We start from the raw sequence: 15,758 nt of genomic DNA on the forward strand, positions 1-15,758 counted from the left end.
ACGAGATGCACGCTCCCCTGCGTGCCTCGTCCTGCTCCCGGTCGCGAATCGACGCCCGCTTGCGGGCTGGGGCAGGTGATGTCAGGGCGATGACTTTAGCCTCGTACTGTCAGGTAGATGACCGTTCAATGAAAATCAGCCAGAGGTCGCAGTCGACCCGGCCCTGCCGGTGGAGATCGGCGACGGCGAGGCAGAGGTCGACCGCTGCGTCAGCTGCGTCCCGGCCTTCTCGGGTGCCCTGGTGGGTGGCGAGGACCGGCAGGGCCGGACAGCTGCGCATCTCGTGACTGGACTTGTCCATGTGCTGTGCCGAGCAGGGCAGTCTGGTGGCTTGAGGCTTGAGTCTCCGGTAGGGGGAGACGTGAAGGTGGGGGCATGAACGGCGAGACGCTCTACTCGATCGGTGATCTGGCTCGGAGGACGGGTCTGACGGTGAAGGCCATCCGGTTCTACGCCGACACCGGGGTCGTGCCACCCACCACCCGCACTCCGGCCGGATACCGCCGGTACGGTGCCGATTCCCTCGCGTGCCTCGAGCTCGTACGCACCCTGCGCGAGCTGGGAATCGACCTGGCCACGATCCGCAGGGTCGTGGACCGGGAGGTCTCGCTGACGGACGTCGCGGCGACGCACGCCGAGGCACTGGACGTGCAGATCCGCGTCCTGCGGCAGCGCCGCGCTGTGCTGACGGCGGTGGCCCGGCGCGGCTCGACCCCCCAGGAGATGGATCTCATGCATAAACTGGCACGTCTGTCGGCAGACGAACGGCAGTATCTGATCGATGACTTCCTCGGTGCCGTGTTCGACGGCCTGCACGATCACCCCGCGTTCGCGGCGGCCATCCGCTCATTGACACCCGAACTGCCCGACGACCCCGAGCCCGAGCAGATCGAGGCGTGGGTACGGCTGGCCGAGCTGTCCCAGGACCGCGATTTCCGCACCACACTGCACGGCATGGCCCAGGACCTGGCGGCCGACCGGGCCCCGGACGACGCCACGGGCCTGCCCCGGGTCCTCGTCGAAGCCGTCCGGGCCCAGGTGACACCGGCACTCGAGGCCGGTGTCGAGCCGGACTCGCCGGCTGCGGAGCCGATCGTGAGCGCACTCGCGGCCCACTATGCGCGCATCCTCGGCCACCCGGCCTCACACGATCCCCGCGCCCTTTACCGGAGACTCGCCGCCCGGCTGGAGCGGATGAACGACGCGCGCTGGGACCAGTACCTGTCGTTGTTGGCCGTCGTCAACGGCTGGCCGGCCCCCGAGAGCCTGGCGCCCGCACTCATCTGGTCCGCTGCGGCACTCCGTACCCGGATGCTGCAGCAATGAGCCGCTCACGCACCACGCTCGACACCACAGGACCGGACCACCCGGAGCAGGACCGGATCCTTGCCGACTACCAGAACTTGCTCCGCGTGCCCGGCTTCTGGCGCATGGCCGTCATCAGCATGACGTCGAAGCCGGCCGCGAGCATGACCAGCCTGAGCCTGCTGCTCCTGGTCAGCAGCTCCCATTCGTACGGGACCGCCGGACTGGCGGTGGGTTGCTCCGCCCTCGGCCAAGGCCTGACCGCACCGTTGCGAGAACGGCTCATCGACCGGTTACCGGTCCGTCCGGTCCTGTTCAGCTGCCTTGCCGTCAATCTCACCGCCACCATCGCCGTGATCACGGCGGTTCAGGGCGGCGCTGACGCCATGCTGATCTGCACATTGTCCGCAGCCGTCGGCGCGAGTGCTCCACCCGTCGCGGTGATGATGCGATTCGTCTGGCACAGCGTCACCACCAGCACAACCCTGAAGACGGCGATGGCGCTCGACGCTTCCATGATGGGTGCCGCGCTGATCGTCGGACCGGTGCTCGCCGGCTGGCTCAGCCTGTCGCTCTCGCCTCTCCCGCCGTTTGCGGCCATCACGACGATGACGGTCACCAGTGTCGCGCTGGTGGGTAATTCCTCTGCAGTCGTCGTGCCTTCGGCCGCCGCCGGGCACTGGCTGGGGCCTTTGACCTCGTCCCCGTTACGCCTCCTGTTGGCGGCCGACGCCCTGTTCGTCACGGGGGTGACGGCCGTGGAGGTGGTGCTGCCGATCTACGCGCGGCAGGAGCACGCCGGCCGGGCAGGTCACCGAGACCATGTCCTGGCTCAGCACCCTCGACATGGCCGGTGGTGCGGCAGGAGCGGCCGTGTTCGCGCACCTCGCCGAGGCGAAAGGAAGCCCGACGGCTTTCGTGCTCGTTCCTGTGCTGGTCGTGACGGCTGCTGCGGCCGGCTGGAGGGTCTGCGGTAGCAGATGGGAGCGCAGGCGAGGCTGGTGAAGGCGAGGAAGCGGTCGGCTTTGCGTGCGTAGCGTCGAGAGAGGATCGGATCCGGCGGATGAGCCGACGCCGGTGGCCGATGCGGTACGGCGTACGACCAGCGGACGCTCACGTGGAGATGTCTGGCGCGCTCGACGAGGACGGAGCCGGCTTCGCCGTCGAGCCTGCTTCCTCGGTCGATCGCCTGGGCGAGACGTCCCCGCGGCTCGGCGGCGACGGCAGATGCCACGAGGGCGATCGACGTCGTGCTTGGCGCGGAGGGCGGGTGGGTGAGATCGAGGCCGATGCCCTCGATCTCACCCACCCGGCACGTTGTCGCAGACGCCGACGTAGATCCGCCGGGAGTCGTGCGGCGTGAGCTTCAGCCCGGCGCCCACGCGGTGACGAGGTCATGGCCGCCGCGTCACGCTGAGCCTTGCCGTGCGCGTAGCGGCGTCGATGTTCAGGACCTTGACCTGGACGAGCGTTCCTGTGGGGCCGGCGGGGTTTCCTCTGAGGAACTCGTCGCCTGTCCGCAGGTCCTGGTGGCCGTTCGTCGCGGGGAGGAGGTCCGACTGGTTGCCGTTGAACTCGTGCACCAGAACGCACGGCTGGGAGATGGCCGCGTCCCAGAGTTCCTTCACGCGGAACTCGAAGAAGTACGGGCCCACGCGGGCGCAGAGGTAGCCGGCGAGACCGCGGCTGTGGAGCGGTCTCAGGTCGACGATCCTGTTCGACTCGGTGGCAGCGGCCTGCCAGACGCGTGAGGCGTCGAGCCATCCCCGGCCCGCCATGTTGGCGGCGTTGAGCCCGGGGCCGATCCGCCAGATCGGCCGCCCGCTGCCGTCCAGCTCCTTGTAGACCGGGTGCGGCGCCATGTAGAGGCCGCGGTTGCTCATGACGTCCCAGCTGTCCCTGTACTCGACGCCCCCTGCCCGGGAGTGGTCGAGGGAATACACGTGGCCCATCTCCTGCCCGACCAGGGCAGGGGAAAGCGAGGACATGCCGGCGCCGTCCCTGTCGTCGCCGGAGACGCCGCCGAGCCCCGCCCCGCCGAAGAGGTCCGTGGGGGGATGCGTGATGACGAAGACGTGATCCGCGTAGGGGGAGAGGTTCTCACCGGCGTTCGCCGCGGCTTTGCGTGCCCATGTGATGAGGTCCGCGCGGCCTGCCGGGTTCGCTCCCGACCCGGTGTAGTCGCTCTTCTTCTGGGGGATCGTGTACCAGCCGAACACCCTGGACACGCTGAGGTCGAGTGTTCCGTGGGACATCTCCCAGAAGTGGTCGACCATGTTGAACTTGCCGACGCCTGCGCCACCGAACACCTCCGTGAAGCGTTCGCGGGGATAGGACGGTGCCGTGGTCGCGTCACTGAACTTGATCAGCACGACAGCCCAGGAGGACGGCTTTGCCGGCGGCTGCAGGAAGGCGATCTCCGTCCAGTCCGTTGCGTAGGTGCCGGCGGGGAAGACGGTGACGTCCTTGATGGCGTTGTCCGCGTCGATGGAACAGATGACTATGCGCCCGGAGGGAGCGTAGAAGAGGATGCGACCGCCTTGGAGCGCGGCGACCTGCGTCCAGTCCGATGCGAAACCACCTGCGGGGATGACTCTTTCATCCTTGAGGATGTTGTCGACACCGATCGACTCGACGACTCCTCGCCCCCCTGCGCCGTAGAAGAGAATGCGATCCGACAGCATGTCGCCCTTCCGCGACCGCATCCATTCCTCGTTCCATTATGGCCACGACCTGTCGAACTGCGCGAGTTGAGTCGTCGTGCTATGGGAGGGCCGGAGGTCCGTCGTCAAGGCCCGAGAACGCCGCGACGAGACCGCCCGTACGGGCGGGGGGTGAGGCGGCGTTCTCGGGGTGATCAGGCTGCCGGCCGCCCTGTGGGAACTTCCCGGGGTGAGCCCCGTCGGTCTGCGCCGGGCCCGGATCGACGACCCGGAATTCCTCGGCATGGCCGGTCGGGACGGCATGGCCACGTGCCGTGTGGGGAGGATCGAGCACGCATCGTCAGTGGTGCGCGGTGCATCCGTCGAGCACGTGGGTGCTGACAAGCATCTCATCGGCCCAGGCGGGCGGCCTCGATCGCGCGCTGCGCGAAGGCGGCCTCCCTGCGGTCTTCCATCTGCCGCAACGCGTCCTTGCGGTCCCGTTGGGAGAGTCGGTCGAGATACGTGTGGCCGACGAGGTGATCGGTCTCATGCTGCAGGCACCGGGCGAAGTAGCCGAACCCCTCGATGACGAGAGGGTTGCCGTCCTTGTCGAACCCGCGGACGACAGCACGATCGGTGCGGGGAACCGCCATGGCGGCACCGGGTACGGACAGGCAGCCCTCGAGTTCGTCGACGAGCCGCCGACTCCCCGGATCGGGCACGTTCAGAACCGGGTTGATGAGGTGACCGACGTGCCGGATCCCCTCGTCGTCCGGGCAGTCGTACACGAACAGGCACAGAACGACGCCAACCTGGTTGGCGGCAAGGCCGGCGCCGTCGGCCACATGCATGGTCACGAACATGTCGTCGATCAACGCCGACAACTCCGGAGTCCCGAACTCGGTCACCTCCCGGCACGGACGGCTCGGCACCTCCTCACCCACCACCGTGACCCTGCGCACCGAACCCCGTTCCACCTCTGGTGACAGAGCCGGATAGGCGTCTACCGGGCGTCCTTGCACACGGACTCGTCGGTCGACGGGACGGGACTGCTCGTGACGAACGGACATGGCCGTCTCCTTTGCGCGCGCCGCAGATGCCGCGGAGGCCACCGCAGTTGATGCCTTCAGCAGGACTGCTGCCTGCCAACTCCGGAAGCGGCCTCCCGGCTGGGCTGCAGCTCTGGTCTCTGCTCGTTCCACCTGCGGCAGCTCGCACGTCACGGATTCATCGAAGAAGCCCCCCATCGCGGGGGTCGTGCACGTCCTTGGCGTCTGAAGCAGCACACCCTCGCCGCGGACGGTCCTGTGGAGGAGCAGTTCGGCGACTTGGCCCGCGGGCTGGAGGACGAGAGCTGGCAGCGATGGCTGGACCGGCGAGAAGAAGTGCCGTCCGAGTGGCGCCACGACGAAGCCTTCAGTGCTGTCGCCTATCTGACACCTGAAGAGATGAGCCGGGTCGCGAACGTGATCCGGCGGGCGCTCGAGCCCTACCAGGACCGCGAACAACGTCCCCTCGCCCGGCCCGACGGCGCTCGGCCGGTGGCCCTCATCACCCGACTGTTCCCCCTGCTTCCCCATCCGGCAGACGACGCGGACCAGGGCTGAGGAGCCGTTGGCAGACGGCCCGTGGTGCGGCCGACCACCCGCCTTCGGGGGATGGGTGGCGGGAGGTCGGCCCATCGCGCTTCCGTGAGGCGTGGGGCTGCCGGCGGGTCGGTCGCCGGCAGCCGTTGTCCGACTCGCCGAAGTTCCTGGTGCTGCTCCACGGCCTGCCTGAAGACCGCCCCGCAGGCTGGGCCGATGCCAGGGCTATCGCGAGGCGGGGGTGCGACGAGAGGTGGCGGACGATGCTGCGGAGAGTCCGGCCCGCTGTTCCCGGTTGCCCTCTGCGCGTGCGATCAAGGCGTCAGCCCTGGGGCACCGCGACGTACGCCTCGCTCGGCGTGGTGGTCGGGGCGTAACGGGTCGCAGTGGTCGCGGTCGGGATCAGGTCCCGGTGGATCACCTTGGCCACGGCCTGGATCGTGTTCACGCCGTAGGTCATCGTGCTGTTGCCGTCGGTGAGCACGGAGATGGTGTAGTCGTGGCCGCCTCCCTGGAACGTGCCGACGCTGTGCACGCGCCAGCCGCGCGTGGCGCGCTGAAGCCAGCCGTTCTTGACGTGCACGGACACGGAGGAAGGCGCGCCGGCCGGCGTTCCCCACCTCTGCGAGCTGACGACCTGCCCCATGAGCTTGCTGATGTAGGCGCGGGAGTTGTCGCTCAGGACGGTGTTCCTGGCGGTGATCAGCGAGAGCAGACGCTGCTCGTCGGTGACGTTGATCTGGGTGAGCCCCCAGTAGCCGCCGGACCCCGGCACCGTCCGCGTCATGCCGGCAGCGGCCAGGAAGCCCTTCACCTTGGTGACGCCGAGCTGGTTCCACAGGGAGGTGGTGGCCGCGTTGTCGGACTTGGTGATCATGGCGGTGGCCAGGGTGGACTCGCGCGTGGTCAGGTACCGGTTGGTCTTCTTGGCGTCCCACAGGAGCGTGGCGAGGACGGTCACCTTCACGACGCTGGCCGAGTCGTACGAGGTCGTGGCCCGCAGGGTGCAGGTGGTGTTCGTGGTGCGGTCGCGCAGGCCGACGGCGACGGTACCGGTGCGCGTGGCGAGGGCGGCGGTGATGTCCCTCTGAAGCTTGGTGGCGAGCCCGGCCTTGCCGGACGTGCAGCTGACCTGCGGCGCGGTGGCGGCGGAGGCGGGTGCCGCGCCCGCGACGACGGGCACGAGCATCCCGGCGGCGGCCACGGCCGGAAGCACGCGGGCGCGCAGGGATATGTGGTGAGTCATGTGGGTCCCCCCTGGAGTGAAACGAACACGCCTTCGGCGTGCTCGCCTTACATGACTCATGAGCGTGCGGATGGTTGTGCGAATCCGGTGGAATTCTTGGACCGGGCGCCCCGGGCGCCCCGTGCGCGTGACGCCGCCGTGAAAGAGCCGGGTCTACCTCGGGTGACCTCTCAGTGCGGAACCGGTTCCATCGGCCTCCACTGCGTCGACGTCGCGGTCCACTGCGCCGGTGCCCACACCGTGTACTACGACGACGACCCGGTCCGGATGAAGGCCGCCGAGCAGCTCGGCGCCGAGGTCCACGACATCCACAGCAAGCGCGGGAAGGGCTTTCACCTCGTCGATGCCACCGTCCGCATCACGGCCTCCCCGGAGACCCTCGACCACCTGGCAGACGCCGTCCGCACCCTCACCGCACGACTCACCGGCCACCATCGCCAACCTGCGGACATCCCCGAGGCCGACGAATTTCCGGGCGGCGTACACATGTACAGCCCCGCAACCGGCTCCGGCAGCCCGCCCCCGAAGCCGAACCAGCTGGATTCGTGTGAACTGTGGTCAGCCGGTTGCCGATGGTTTCGCCGACGAGGCGGCTTCCTCCGTGGCCGCCCAGGAGGCCAGGAACCGCAGGCCCTCTTCGGAGGGCGAGCCGGGTTCGGCGGTGTAGATGGTGAGAGTGAGGCCTGGTTCGGCGGCCATCTCCAGCCCTTCGTAGGCCAGGGTGAGGTCGCCGACGACCTGGTGGCGGAAGCGTTTGGTGCCGGTGCCGTGGTGGCGGACGTCGTGGGCGCCCCAGCGGGTGCGGAAGGCGTCGCTGCGGGTGGACAGTTCGCCGACGAGGTCGTGCAGGTCCTTGTCGTGGGGGTTGCGGCCGGCCTCGGTGCGCAGGATGGCCACGGAGATGTCGGCGGCGACGTCCCAGTCGGGGTAGAAACGGCGGGAGGAGGGGTCGAGGAACTGGAAGCGGGCCAGGTTCGCCTGGTTGTGCGGATCGGCGTAGACGTCGGCGTAGAAGGCACGGGCGAGCCGGTTGGCGGCGAGAAGGTCCATGCGGCCGTTGCGTACGAACGCGGGCCCCGCGGTGATGGCGTCGAGGGTCCACTGCAGGCTGCGGTGCGGCTTCCACTGGTCCTTGGTACGGCGTCGGCGGGGCCGGGTGAGGGCATCGGAGCCGTCAGCGGCACGGGCGAGGTTCAGCAGGTGGGCGCGTTCGGCGTCGTCGAGCCGGAGGGCGCGGGCGACGGCTTCCAGGACGGCCGGTGAGACGCCGGCGAGGTTGCCGCGCTCCAGCTTGGCGTAGTACTCGACGCTGACGTCGGCCAGCGCCGCGACCTCACTCCTGCGCAGCCCCGGGACGCGGCGCCGGGGGCCGGAGGGCAGCCCGGCCTGCTCGGGGGTGATCCTGGATCGCCGCGAGGTGAGGAACTCACGGACCTCTGCTCGGTTGTCCACACCTCGACGGTACGGCCTGGCGGGCGACGGAGGGATGTACTGCCGGTACACCCCTCGTCAGTGACTCGCTGCGCCCGCGAAGCACGGGTTACCTGGATGACGTGGCGTTCTCCCTGCTGCTCCTCCGGCAGAGCGGGAACGCCGGCACGCGGACCGCCCACGGCGGTCCAGCCCTCTCGTACCCAAGGAACCCCTCATGCGCGGCGCAGTGATCCATGCCCCCGGCGACGTCCGTTTCGAGACCCTGGACGACCCGAAGATCCTTCATCCCACCGACGCGATCATCCGTACGGCCGTCACCTGTGTCTGCGGCTCGGACCTGTGGCCCTATCGGGGCGCGGAGCCGATCGGCGACCCGCACCCGATGGGGCACGAGTACGTCGGCTTCGTGGAGGAGGTCGGCAGCGAGGTCACCTCCGTCCGGCCCGGACAGTTCGTCGTCGGCTCGTTCGCCACCTCCGACAACACCTGCGCGAACTGCAGGAACGGGTTCCCGTCGAACTGCCTGCACCGCGAGTTCATGTCCACCTGCCAGGCCGAGTACGTCCGCATCCCCCACGCCCAGGGCACCCTGGTCGCCACCGACGGGGTGCCGGACGAGAAGTTCTGGCCGGGCCTGCTGGCGGTCTCGGACGTACTGGGCACCGGCTGGTGGGCCGCGGACGCCGCCGAGGTCGGGCCCGGCTCGACCGCCGTGGTCGTCGGTGACGGAGCGGTCGGCCTGTGCGGGGTGATCGCCGCGAAGGAGAGGGGTGCGGAGCGGATCATCGCCATGTCCCGCCACGAGTCCCGGCAGAACCTCGCCCTGGCCTTCGGCGCCACCGACGTCGTCACCGAGCGCGGTGAGGAGGGCGTGGCCCGGATCAAGGAGCTGACGGGCGGGATCGGCGCCGACAGCGTCCTGGAGTGCGTCGGCACCGCCGAGGCCATGCGGCAGGCCCTGCACGCGGCCCGGCCCGGGGGCAGCGTCGGCTTCGTCGGCGTCCCCCACGACGTCGCGGTCGACGGGCAGGAACTGTTCTTCTCCCACGTCGGCCTGCGCGGCGGTCCCGCACCCGTGCGCCGCTACCTGCCCGACCTGATCGACCGCGTCCTTGCCGGCCGCATCGACCCCGGCAAGGTCTTCGACCTCACCCTGCCCCTGGAACGGGTCGCCGAGGGCTACCGGGCGATGGACGAGCGCCGCGCCATCAAGGCCCTCCTCACTCCCTGACCCGCCTACCGCCCGAGGAACGACCATGCAGATCACCCGCAGCTCGATCGACACCGTCAAAGGCCCGTCCGACTGGTTCACCGGCGACGTCTACATCGACGCCGTCGCCGCGGCCCCGGCCCCCTCCCGGGTCACCGCCAACCTGGTGCACTTCATGCCCGGCGCCCGCACCCACTGGCACCGCCACCCCTTGGGCCAGACCGTCTTCGTCACCGAAGGAGTCGGCCTGTGCCAGCGGCGCGGCGGCCCGGTGGAAGTCATCCGGCCCGGCGACCGCGTCCTGTTCGAAGCCGACGAGGAGCACTGGCACGGCGCCGCACCGAACCGGCTGATGGTCCACCTCGCCATCAACGAGGGCGACCACGCCCACGACGTCGTCCACTGGCTGACCCCCGTCACCGACGCCGAGTACGCCACAGCCCCGGCCACCGGCTGAGCCCCCCATCGTCCTTGAGGAGAACCCTGTGACCACCTTCGCTCTCGTCGGCGCGGGACCGGGCCTGGGACTGGCGGCCGCCCGCCGCTTCGGCGCCGCCGGCCACCGCGTCGCCCTCCTCTCGCGCAGCCTCCAGCACCAGGACGACCTGGTGGCCGAGCCGGCGCGGGAGAACGTCCAGGCCCGCGGCTTCACCGCCGACGTCCTCGACCCTGCTTCTCTCACCGCGGCCCTGCACGAAGTCGCCGACACGCTGCCGTTCGTCAACGGATCCAGCGCCGTGCGCCCGAACCCCGAGCGGGCCGGCACCTCGATCGCGTCCGCCGCAGAGAGCGCCTACGCGGCGATGCTCCACGACGCCCTCGCCGACCAGAACATCCACGCCGCCCAGCTGATCATCCCCGGTGCGATCAGGCCCGACGCCGAGCACTCCAGCCCTGACGCACTGGCCGAGCGCCTGTACGCCATCCACACCGAACGCGGCGGCTTCCGGCACTACGCCGAGCCCATGCCCACATGAGGCCCGGGGATCTCCTCCATGAACTCCGCTGCCCGTCGCCGGTCGGCCCGCTTCGCTCCGGCAGCCGCCCTGTTGCTGGCCGCGACCGCCTGCGCCCGCGACTCGCAAGAAGCCACGCCGCCCTCTTCGTCTTCCGCCTCCGCGTCCCAGGAAGAGCAGGAGACAGCGGCATCCACCGCACCATCCGCCTCCGGCAGGAGCACCGCCATGGACATCAGAGTCACCCTCGACGGCCGCCCCGTCGACGCCACCTTGAACGACAGCCCCGCCGCGCGCGACTTCGCCGAACTGCTCCCGCTCACCCTGGACCTCGAAGACTTCCACGGTACGGAACGGGTCACCGACCTGCCGCGCAAGCTGGACACCTCCGGCGCCCCCGAGCCGGCCGCGGCCAAGGTCGGCGACATCGCCTACTACGCCCCCTGGGGCAACCTGGCCCTCTTCCACCAGGAGGGGCCCGCCGCCTCCGCCGACCTGCTCATCCTCGGCCACCTCGACGTCAGCGCAGACCAGCTCGGCCGGGCCGAGCGCATCACCGTCGAAGCCGCCTCCTGAACCCCCAGAGAAAGAGAACTACCCGTATGCCTTCCGCAGCCGGCACCCCCACGGGCAAGCTGCCCTTCGTCGTCTGGGTGCTCGCCGCCGGCACGTTCCTGATGGGCACCACCGAGTTCGTCATCGCAGGACTTCTGCCGGAGATCGCCGGTGACCTCGGCGTCGGCCTCTCCCGCGCCGGCCTGCTGATCACCGCCTTCGCCGTCGGCATGATCGTCGGCGGGCCGACCACGGCCCTGGCCACCCTGCGCCTGCCCCGGCGTCTGACCCTCGTCCTGGCCCTGGCCCTCTTCGCCCTCGGACACGTCGTCGCCGCGCTCAGCACCTCCTTCACGGTCGTCCTCGCCGCCAGGGTGGTCACCGCGCTGGCCACCGGCGCGTTCTGGGCCGTCGGATTCGTCATCGCCACCGCCGCCGCGGGCCCGGCGCGGGCCACCCGGGCCGTCGGCGTCATGATGGGCGGCCTGACCCTGGCCAACGTCGTCGGCGTGCCGATCGGCTCGTTCGTCGGCCGGTACACCGGCTGGCGCGGCCCCTTCTGGGCCCTGGCCGTCCTCGCCGCCCTTGCCGCCGTGTTCGTCGCCCGCTTCGTCCCCGCGACGGAACAGCGGGCCGAGCTCTCTGTACGGGCCGAGGTCCGCGCCCTGCGCCAGGGCCGGCTGTGGCTGGCCTTGGCCGCCGCCGTCCTGATCATGGGCGGTGTCCTGGCCACGTACACCTACATCACCCCGCTGCTGACCGACCGCGCCGGCATCCCGTCCGGGGCCGTCCCGTCGGTACTGATCGTCTTCGGGCTCGGTGCCCTGGGCGGCACCGCCATCGGCGGCCGGCTCGGCGACCGCCGCCCGATGGCCACCACCATCACGGCCGCCGCGGTCACCGCCCTGGCACTGTTCCTGCTGATCCCGCTGTCGACCGGGCCCGCCACCGCCGTCGTCCTGGTCTTCCTCATGGCCCTGGCCGGGTTCACCGTCAACCCCGTCGTCACCGCACTCGCCGTCCGCTTCGCCGGCGACGCCCCCACCCTCACCTCGGCCCTGTCCACCTCCGCCTACAACACCGGCATCGCCGTCGGCTCCGCCCTCGCCGGCCGAGCCCTGAACACCTCCCTCGGCCTGACCGGACCGGCCCTGGTCGGCGCCGTCTCCGCCGCCCTCACCCTCCTGCCGCTCATCGCCCTCGCCCTCGGCGGCACCCGGCGGCAGGCCCGGATCGCGGCCCGGCACACAGCCCCGGCCCGCATGCGGGACCACGAGACAACATCTGTGTCATCCAGGCACTGACACACCTCCATCGTCGCCGACCGCACGATGGAGCCCTTCGCCTGCCTCGACACGGCCTACAACGAGGGCGACTCCGCACCGGGCTCGGGCGGGCGGAGCTACACGGGGCGCGGCTGCCGACGGCCTCCGAGCTCGTTCGGGCGCGCCTGCAGCCTCCCGTGGGGAGCCGGGAGGCGGGCGCGGCCCTGCCCTCACGGGCGCGGGAAGGCAGGGCCGACGGCGTAGCCCGCTTGGGGTGGGGCGGGGAGCCGCGTGCTCTTCACCCTGCCACCGGGCTACGGGGGTGCGCCAGAGGTGTGCACGAACCAGCCAACGGCATATGCAGGAGTTCAAGGGCACGCCACAAGCCGCTGGTCGGCGTACGAACCGCTGCCCGTGGAGACCGGGGCTGGGCAGGCCAGGGCGTGCACGACCGCGTCCATCCGGTCGGGCGAGTCCATCACCGGGATCCACGTAACAAGCGCCCCTCCAGCTCGACGTGCTCGTCCAGTGGGAGGGCTTGCCCTGCTTGCAGAGCTGCGCGATCGACTCCGCTGTCGCTCGCGATGGCCGTCACGTGCTGAGGGAGCCGCTCAGCAGCGGAAGTACCGGTCCCGCCGCCACCCCCAGGCCCACCGAGACTGCGGCGGCGGTGTAGGCGGCGACGCGGGCCGGGAGGTCGCCGTCGGTGAGAGCGTCGCCAGGGCGTCCTGATACGGCGGGCAGGATCAGGCGCAGGTAGTAGAACAGCGAGGCCACGGTGTTCACGGCGGCCAGGACGGCGAGCCAGGCGTAGCCGCCGTCGAACGCGGCGGTGAACGCCTCCAGCTTGCCGACGAAGACCGCCGTGGGCGGCGTGCCGACGAGGCCGAGCAGGCAGGTCACCAGGCTTGCGGCGAGCAGCGGGCGCCGACGGGCGAGGCCGCGGTAGTCGTCGATCCGGGTGGCGCGGGGGAGGGCGCAGACCACGGCGAAGGCTCCCAGGTTCGTGACGGCGTAGGCGGCCAGATAGTAGAGGAGGGCCGGCTGGGCCAGGTCGGATCGGCCGGCCACGGCGACGGGCAGGAGCAGGTAGCCGACCTGGCTGATGGTGGAGTACGCGAGGAGCCGCTTCACGTCCGTCTGGAAGAAGGCGGCGAGATTGCCCAGGGTCATGGAGGCGGCGGCGATGACGGAGACGAGCGCTGCCCACGGCATGCCGCTGTCGGAGAGGGCGGCCTCGCCGAGGCGCAGCAGAGCGGTGAGGGCGCCGATCTTCGGGACGGTGGTCAGGAAGGCGGCGACCGGCGCGGTGCTGCCCTGGATCGCGTCCGGCACCCAGAAGTGGGCGGGGACGGCGCCCGCCTTGAACAGCACGCCCGCGAGCAGGCCCACGGTCCCGGCGGCGACCAGTGACACGGGTGCCTGGGGCAGGGCGGGGCCGAGCAGCGGGTATCCCGTGGCTCGCCCGGCCGCGTACAGCACCGTGATGCCGGCCAGCATGACGACACCGAGCAGCGCGCCGATCACGTAGTACTTGAGGGCCGCCTCCGTGCCCGGACCGTCCTTGCGGAAGCCGGCGAGGGCGTACGCGGGGACGCTCGCGAGCAGGTAGCCGGCGGCGAGCAGCAGAAGGTCCTGGGCGCCGGCCATGACGAGGGCGCCGAGGGCGGAGAGTTGCAGCAGTACGTAGAGCTCGCTCTCGCGGGGGTGGGCGTGGAACGGGCGGGCGCACAGGGCGAGTACGAGCAGGACGGATCCGAGCACGACGACGCGGGTGGTGCTGGTGACCGGGTCGACGGTGAACCCCTCGCCGAACGCGGTGAGGTCCGGTCCCGCCGCGGCGACGGACGCCGCCACGATGCCCGCGAGCGCCGCACCGCAGGCGAGGATCCCCACGAGCCACTGCCAGCGCCTCGGCAACCAGGCCCCGAGCAGCAGTCCGAGGACGGCCGAGGCGGCGAGGAGCAGCTCGGGGAGGATGTCGAGCGGGTTCTCGTTCATGTCGGTCATCGGGCGAGGAGCTCCAGGACCGTGCGCGAGGCCGGCTCGATGACGTCGAGGAGGAAGCGCGGGGCGACGCCCAGGACGACGGCGAGCGCGAGGAGCGGGACGACGGCGGCGCTCTCGTGCGCCCGCAGGTCGGTGAACGCACGAGGGGTGCCGGGTGTGTCGGGGAGGCGCACAGGGCCCATGAGGAGTTGCCGCAGGGCGCGCAGGAACAGGCCGGCCGTGAGGAGGATGCCGAGCACGGACAGGGCGGTGGCCAGCGGTCTCGGCCCGAGAGCACCGGTGAAGATCTGGAACTCCGCGATGAACCCGGAGAAGCCGGGGAGCCCGAGGGAGGCGAAGGCGGCCACACCCGTCAGCGCCGCGAACACCGGCGCGGGCGCGGCCAGGCCGCCGTACGCGCCCATGTCGTAGCTCCGCGCGCGGTCGTGGAGAACGCCGGCGAGGAGGAACAGCGCGCCCGTGATGAGGCCGTGGCTGACCATCTGGGTGACCGAGCCGGTGACGGCGAGCGAGCGTGCCTGCGCCGAGGTGTCGGTGGTCGCGGCGGCGGCACCGACGGCCAGGACGATGTAGCCCATGTGGTTGACCGAGGTGTACGCGACCATGCGTTTGAAGTCCGTCTGGGCGAGCGCCACCAGGGCGCCGTACAGGACGGAGACGACACCGATCACGACGAGGACGAGGGCGTAGCGACGCCAGGCGTCCGGCAGCAGGGGCATGGCGATGCGCAGGAATCCGTACGTCCCCATCTTCAGGAGCACGCCGGCGAGGATGGCCGATCCGGCCGCCGGGGCCTCGGTGTGGGCCGGGGGCAGCCAGGTGTGGAACGGGACGGTGGGCGTCTTGACGGCGAGTCCGAGGCCGATCGCGAGCAGCACGAGACCGGCGTACGTGCCCCGGCCCGCCAGGGGGTTCTGCCGGGTCAGGTCCACGATGTCGAAGGTGTGCGGGGAGGCGGCGAGGTACAGGCCGATGAAGCCGAGCAGCAGCGCGAGCGAGCCGATGAAGGTGTAGAGGAAGAACTTCAGCGCGGCCCGCTTGGCGTCACCGTGTCCCCAGCCCGCGATGACGAAGTACATCGCCACGATCGACAGGTCGAAGAAGACGAAGAACAGGATCAGGTCGAGGGAGACGAACAGCCCCAGGCAGGTCGTCTGGAGGAAGAGGAAGAGCGCGGCGAACTCACGGAACCGGTGCCGGTCACGCAGCGCGTACACGGCGCAGGCCAGGAACAGGACGCAGGTGAGGGCGAGCAGCGGCAAGGACAGGCCGTCCACGCCGACGTGGTAGCCGACCCCCGCGTTGGGGATCCAACGGGCCCGCACCTCGTACTGGATGCCGCCGCCCGTCTCGTACCCGGCCCACACGGCGATGACGAGCCCGAGCTCGGCGGCCGCCGTGGCGACCCACAGCGCGCGCACGGCCTGGACCGGGGTACGGCCGGGCAGGGCCAGGAGCAGGACGGCGACCGCGGTCGGGGCGAAGACGAGGGCGGTGAGCAACGGTTACCTCACGAGGACGGGGTGGGGGAAGCGAGCGGAAGCCG

Annotated in this window: 16 protein-coding genes; 8 read left to right on the forward strand and 8 right to left on the reverse strand. The window is 70.7% G+C overall.

Annotated elements, in window-relative coordinates; translation table 11 throughout:
• Positions 1 to 109: 109 nt before the first annotated feature.
• Complete coding sequence (locus GGE06_RS37190; protein WP_147321130.1) at positions 110 to 301, reverse strand: hypothetical protein; 192 nt, start codon at positions 299 to 301, stop codon at positions 110 to 112.
• A gap of 74 nt (positions 302 to 375) precedes the next feature.
• Between GGE06_RS37190 and GGE06_RS37195 the strand changes: the two genes are divergently transcribed.
• Both GGE06_RS37195 and GGE06_RS37200 read left to right on the forward strand, forming a co-directional pair.
• Positions 376 to 1,326, forward strand: coding sequence for a MerR family transcriptional regulator (locus GGE06_RS37195; protein ID WP_184932866.1), 951 nt, complete (start codon positions 376 to 378; stop codon positions 1,324 to 1,326).
• On the forward strand, positions 1,323 to 2,282 hold the full coding sequence (locus tag GGE06_RS37200) for an MFS transporter (protein ID WP_221518935.1): 960 nt from the start codon (positions 1,323 to 1,325) through the stop codon (positions 2,280 to 2,282). Before GGE06_RS37195 ends, GGE06_RS37200 begins: the two co-directional genes overlap by 4 nt.
• Before the next feature lie 417 nt (positions 2,283 to 2,699).
• Here the strand turns inward: GGE06_RS37200 and GGE06_RS37205 are convergent, their stop codons facing one another.
• Both GGE06_RS37205 and def read right to left on the reverse strand, forming a co-directional pair.
• A complete protein-coding gene (locus tag GGE06_RS37205) occupies positions 2,700 to 4,010 on the reverse strand; it encodes a metallopeptidase domain-containing protein (protein WP_184932867.1) in 1,311 nt (436 codons plus the stop codon).
• 347 nt (positions 4,011 to 4,357) lie between these two features.
• Positions 4,358 to 5,020, reverse strand: a complete 663-nt coding sequence (def, locus tag GGE06_RS37210; RefSeq protein ID WP_184932868.1) for a peptide deformylase — start codon at positions 5,018 to 5,020, stop codon at positions 4,358 to 4,360.
• Between the two features lie 72 nt (positions 5,021 to 5,092).
• On the opposite strand from def, the gene GGE06_RS37215 reads away from it, so the two are divergent.
• Positions 5,093 to 5,557, forward strand: coding sequence for a helix-turn-helix domain-containing protein (locus GGE06_RS37215; RefSeq protein WP_116163633.1), 465 nt, complete (start codon positions 5,093 to 5,095; stop codon positions 5,555 to 5,557).
• Between the two features lie 301 nt (positions 5,558 to 5,858).
• Here the strand turns inward: GGE06_RS37215 and GGE06_RS37220 are convergent, their stop codons facing one another.
• The 3 genes from GGE06_RS37220 to GGE06_RS37230 form a co-directional block, all read right to left on the reverse strand.
• Positions 5,859 to 6,782, reverse strand: a complete 924-nt coding sequence (locus tag GGE06_RS37220) for a serine hydrolase (RefSeq protein ID WP_246532965.1) — start codon at positions 6,780 to 6,782, stop codon at positions 5,859 to 5,861.
• 153 nt (positions 6,783 to 6,935) lie between these two features.
• A complete protein-coding gene (locus tag GGE06_RS37225) occupies positions 6,936 to 7,268 on the reverse strand; it encodes a hypothetical protein (protein ID WP_181924751.1) in 333 nt (110 codons plus the stop codon).
• Positions 7,269 to 7,340: 72 nt separating this feature from the next.
• Positions 7,341 to 8,234, reverse strand: coding sequence for a helix-turn-helix transcriptional regulator (locus tag GGE06_RS37230; RefSeq protein ID WP_184932869.1), 894 nt, complete (start codon positions 8,232 to 8,234; stop codon positions 7,341 to 7,343).
• A gap of 196 nt (positions 8,235 to 8,430) precedes the next feature.
• Between GGE06_RS37230 and GGE06_RS37235 the strand changes: the two genes are divergently transcribed.
• The 5 genes from GGE06_RS37235 to GGE06_RS37255 are packed head-to-tail and all read left to right on the forward strand — an operon-like array spanning position 8,431 to position 12,241.
• Positions 8,431 to 9,447, forward strand: a complete 1,017-nt coding sequence (locus GGE06_RS37235; protein ID WP_184932870.1) for a zinc-dependent alcohol dehydrogenase family protein — start codon at positions 8,431 to 8,433, stop codon at positions 9,445 to 9,447.
• A gap of 25 nt (positions 9,448 to 9,472) precedes the next feature.
• Complete coding sequence (locus tag GGE06_RS37240) at positions 9,473 to 9,883, forward strand: (R)-mandelonitrile lyase (protein WP_116163639.1); 411 nt, start codon at positions 9,473 to 9,475, stop codon at positions 9,881 to 9,883.
• A 28-nt stretch (positions 9,884 to 9,911) separates the two neighbouring features.
• Positions 9,912 to 10,403, forward strand: a complete 492-nt coding sequence (locus tag GGE06_RS37245) for an SDR family NAD(P)-dependent oxidoreductase (protein WP_116163641.1) — start codon at positions 9,912 to 9,914, stop codon at positions 10,401 to 10,403.
• A gap of 18 nt (positions 10,404 to 10,421) precedes the next feature.
• Positions 10,422 to 10,958: a cyclophilin-like fold protein gene (locus tag GGE06_RS37250; RefSeq protein ID WP_116163643.1), complete on the forward strand. Its 537-nt coding sequence runs from the start codon at positions 10,422 to 10,424 to the stop codon at positions 10,956 to 10,958.
• A 26-nt stretch (positions 10,959 to 10,984) separates the two neighbouring features.
• The gene (locus GGE06_RS37255) at positions 10,985 to 12,241 is read left to right on the forward strand and encodes an MFS transporter (RefSeq protein WP_116163645.1); all 1,257 of its coding nucleotides are present in this window, start codon (positions 10,985 to 10,987) and stop codon (positions 12,239 to 12,241) included.
• A gap of 552 nt (positions 12,242 to 12,793) precedes the next feature.
• Here the strand turns inward: GGE06_RS37255 and GGE06_RS37260 are convergent.
• Entirely contained in the window at positions 12,794 to 14,212 is a 1,419-nt protein-coding gene (locus GGE06_RS37260) for an NADH-quinone oxidoreductase subunit N (RefSeq protein WP_184932871.1), read from the reverse strand.
• On the reverse strand, positions 14,209 to 15,714 hold the full coding sequence (locus tag GGE06_RS37265; protein ID WP_116163649.1) for a complex I subunit 4 family protein: 1,506 nt from the start codon (positions 15,712 to 15,714) through the stop codon (positions 14,209 to 14,211). Before GGE06_RS37265 ends, GGE06_RS37260 begins: the two co-directional genes overlap by 4 nt.
• Positions 15,715 to 15,758: the final 44 nt, after the last annotated feature.

The sequence above is a fragment of the Streptomyces nymphaeiformis genome (genome assembly GCF_014203895.1).
Lineage (GTDB): Bacteria > Actinomycetota > Actinomycetes > Streptomycetales > Streptomycetaceae > Streptomyces > Streptomyces nymphaeiformis.

Bases quoted from the DNA above. Each gene is read 5' to 3' on its own strand.
- GGE06_RS37240 (WP_116163639.1), top strand. From the start codon at position 9,473: ATGCAGATCACCCGCAGCTCGATCGACACCGTCAAAGGCCCGTCCGAC.
- GGE06_RS37190 (WP_147321130.1), bottom strand. From the start codon at position 301: ATGGACAAGTCCAGTCACGAGATGCGCAGCTGTCCGGCCCTGCCGGTC.
- GGE06_RS37205 (WP_184932867.1), bottom strand. From the start codon at position 4,010: ATGCGGTCGCGGAAGGGCGACATGCTGTCGGATCGCATTCTCTTCTAC.
- def (WP_184932868.1), bottom strand. From the start codon at position 5,020: ATGTCCGTTCGTCACGAGCAGTCCCGTCCCGTCGACCGACGAGTCCGT.
- GGE06_RS37195 (WP_184932866.1), top strand. From the start codon at position 376: ATGAACGGCGAGACGCTCTACTCGATCGGTGATCTGGCTCGGAGGACG.
- GGE06_RS37200 (WP_221518935.1), top strand. From the start codon at position 1,323: ATGAGCCGCTCACGCACCACGCTCGACACCACAGGACCGGACCACCCG.
- GGE06_RS37220 (WP_246532965.1), bottom strand. From the start codon at position 6,782: ATGACTCACCACATATCCCTGCGCGCCCGCGTGCTTCCGGCCGTGGCC.
- GGE06_RS37250 (WP_116163643.1), top strand. From the start codon at position 10,422: ATGAACTCCGCTGCCCGTCGCCGGTCGGCCCGCTTCGCTCCGGCAGCC.
- GGE06_RS37235 (WP_184932870.1), top strand. From the start codon at position 8,431: ATGCGCGGCGCAGTGATCCATGCCCCCGGCGACGTCCGTTTCGAGACC.
- GGE06_RS37260 (WP_184932871.1), bottom strand. From the start codon at position 14,212: ATGACCGACATGAACGAGAACCCGCTCGACATCCTCCCCGAGCTGCTC.
- GGE06_RS37255 (WP_116163645.1), top strand. From the start codon at position 10,985: ATGCCTTCCGCAGCCGGCACCCCCACGGGCAAGCTGCCCTTCGTCGTC.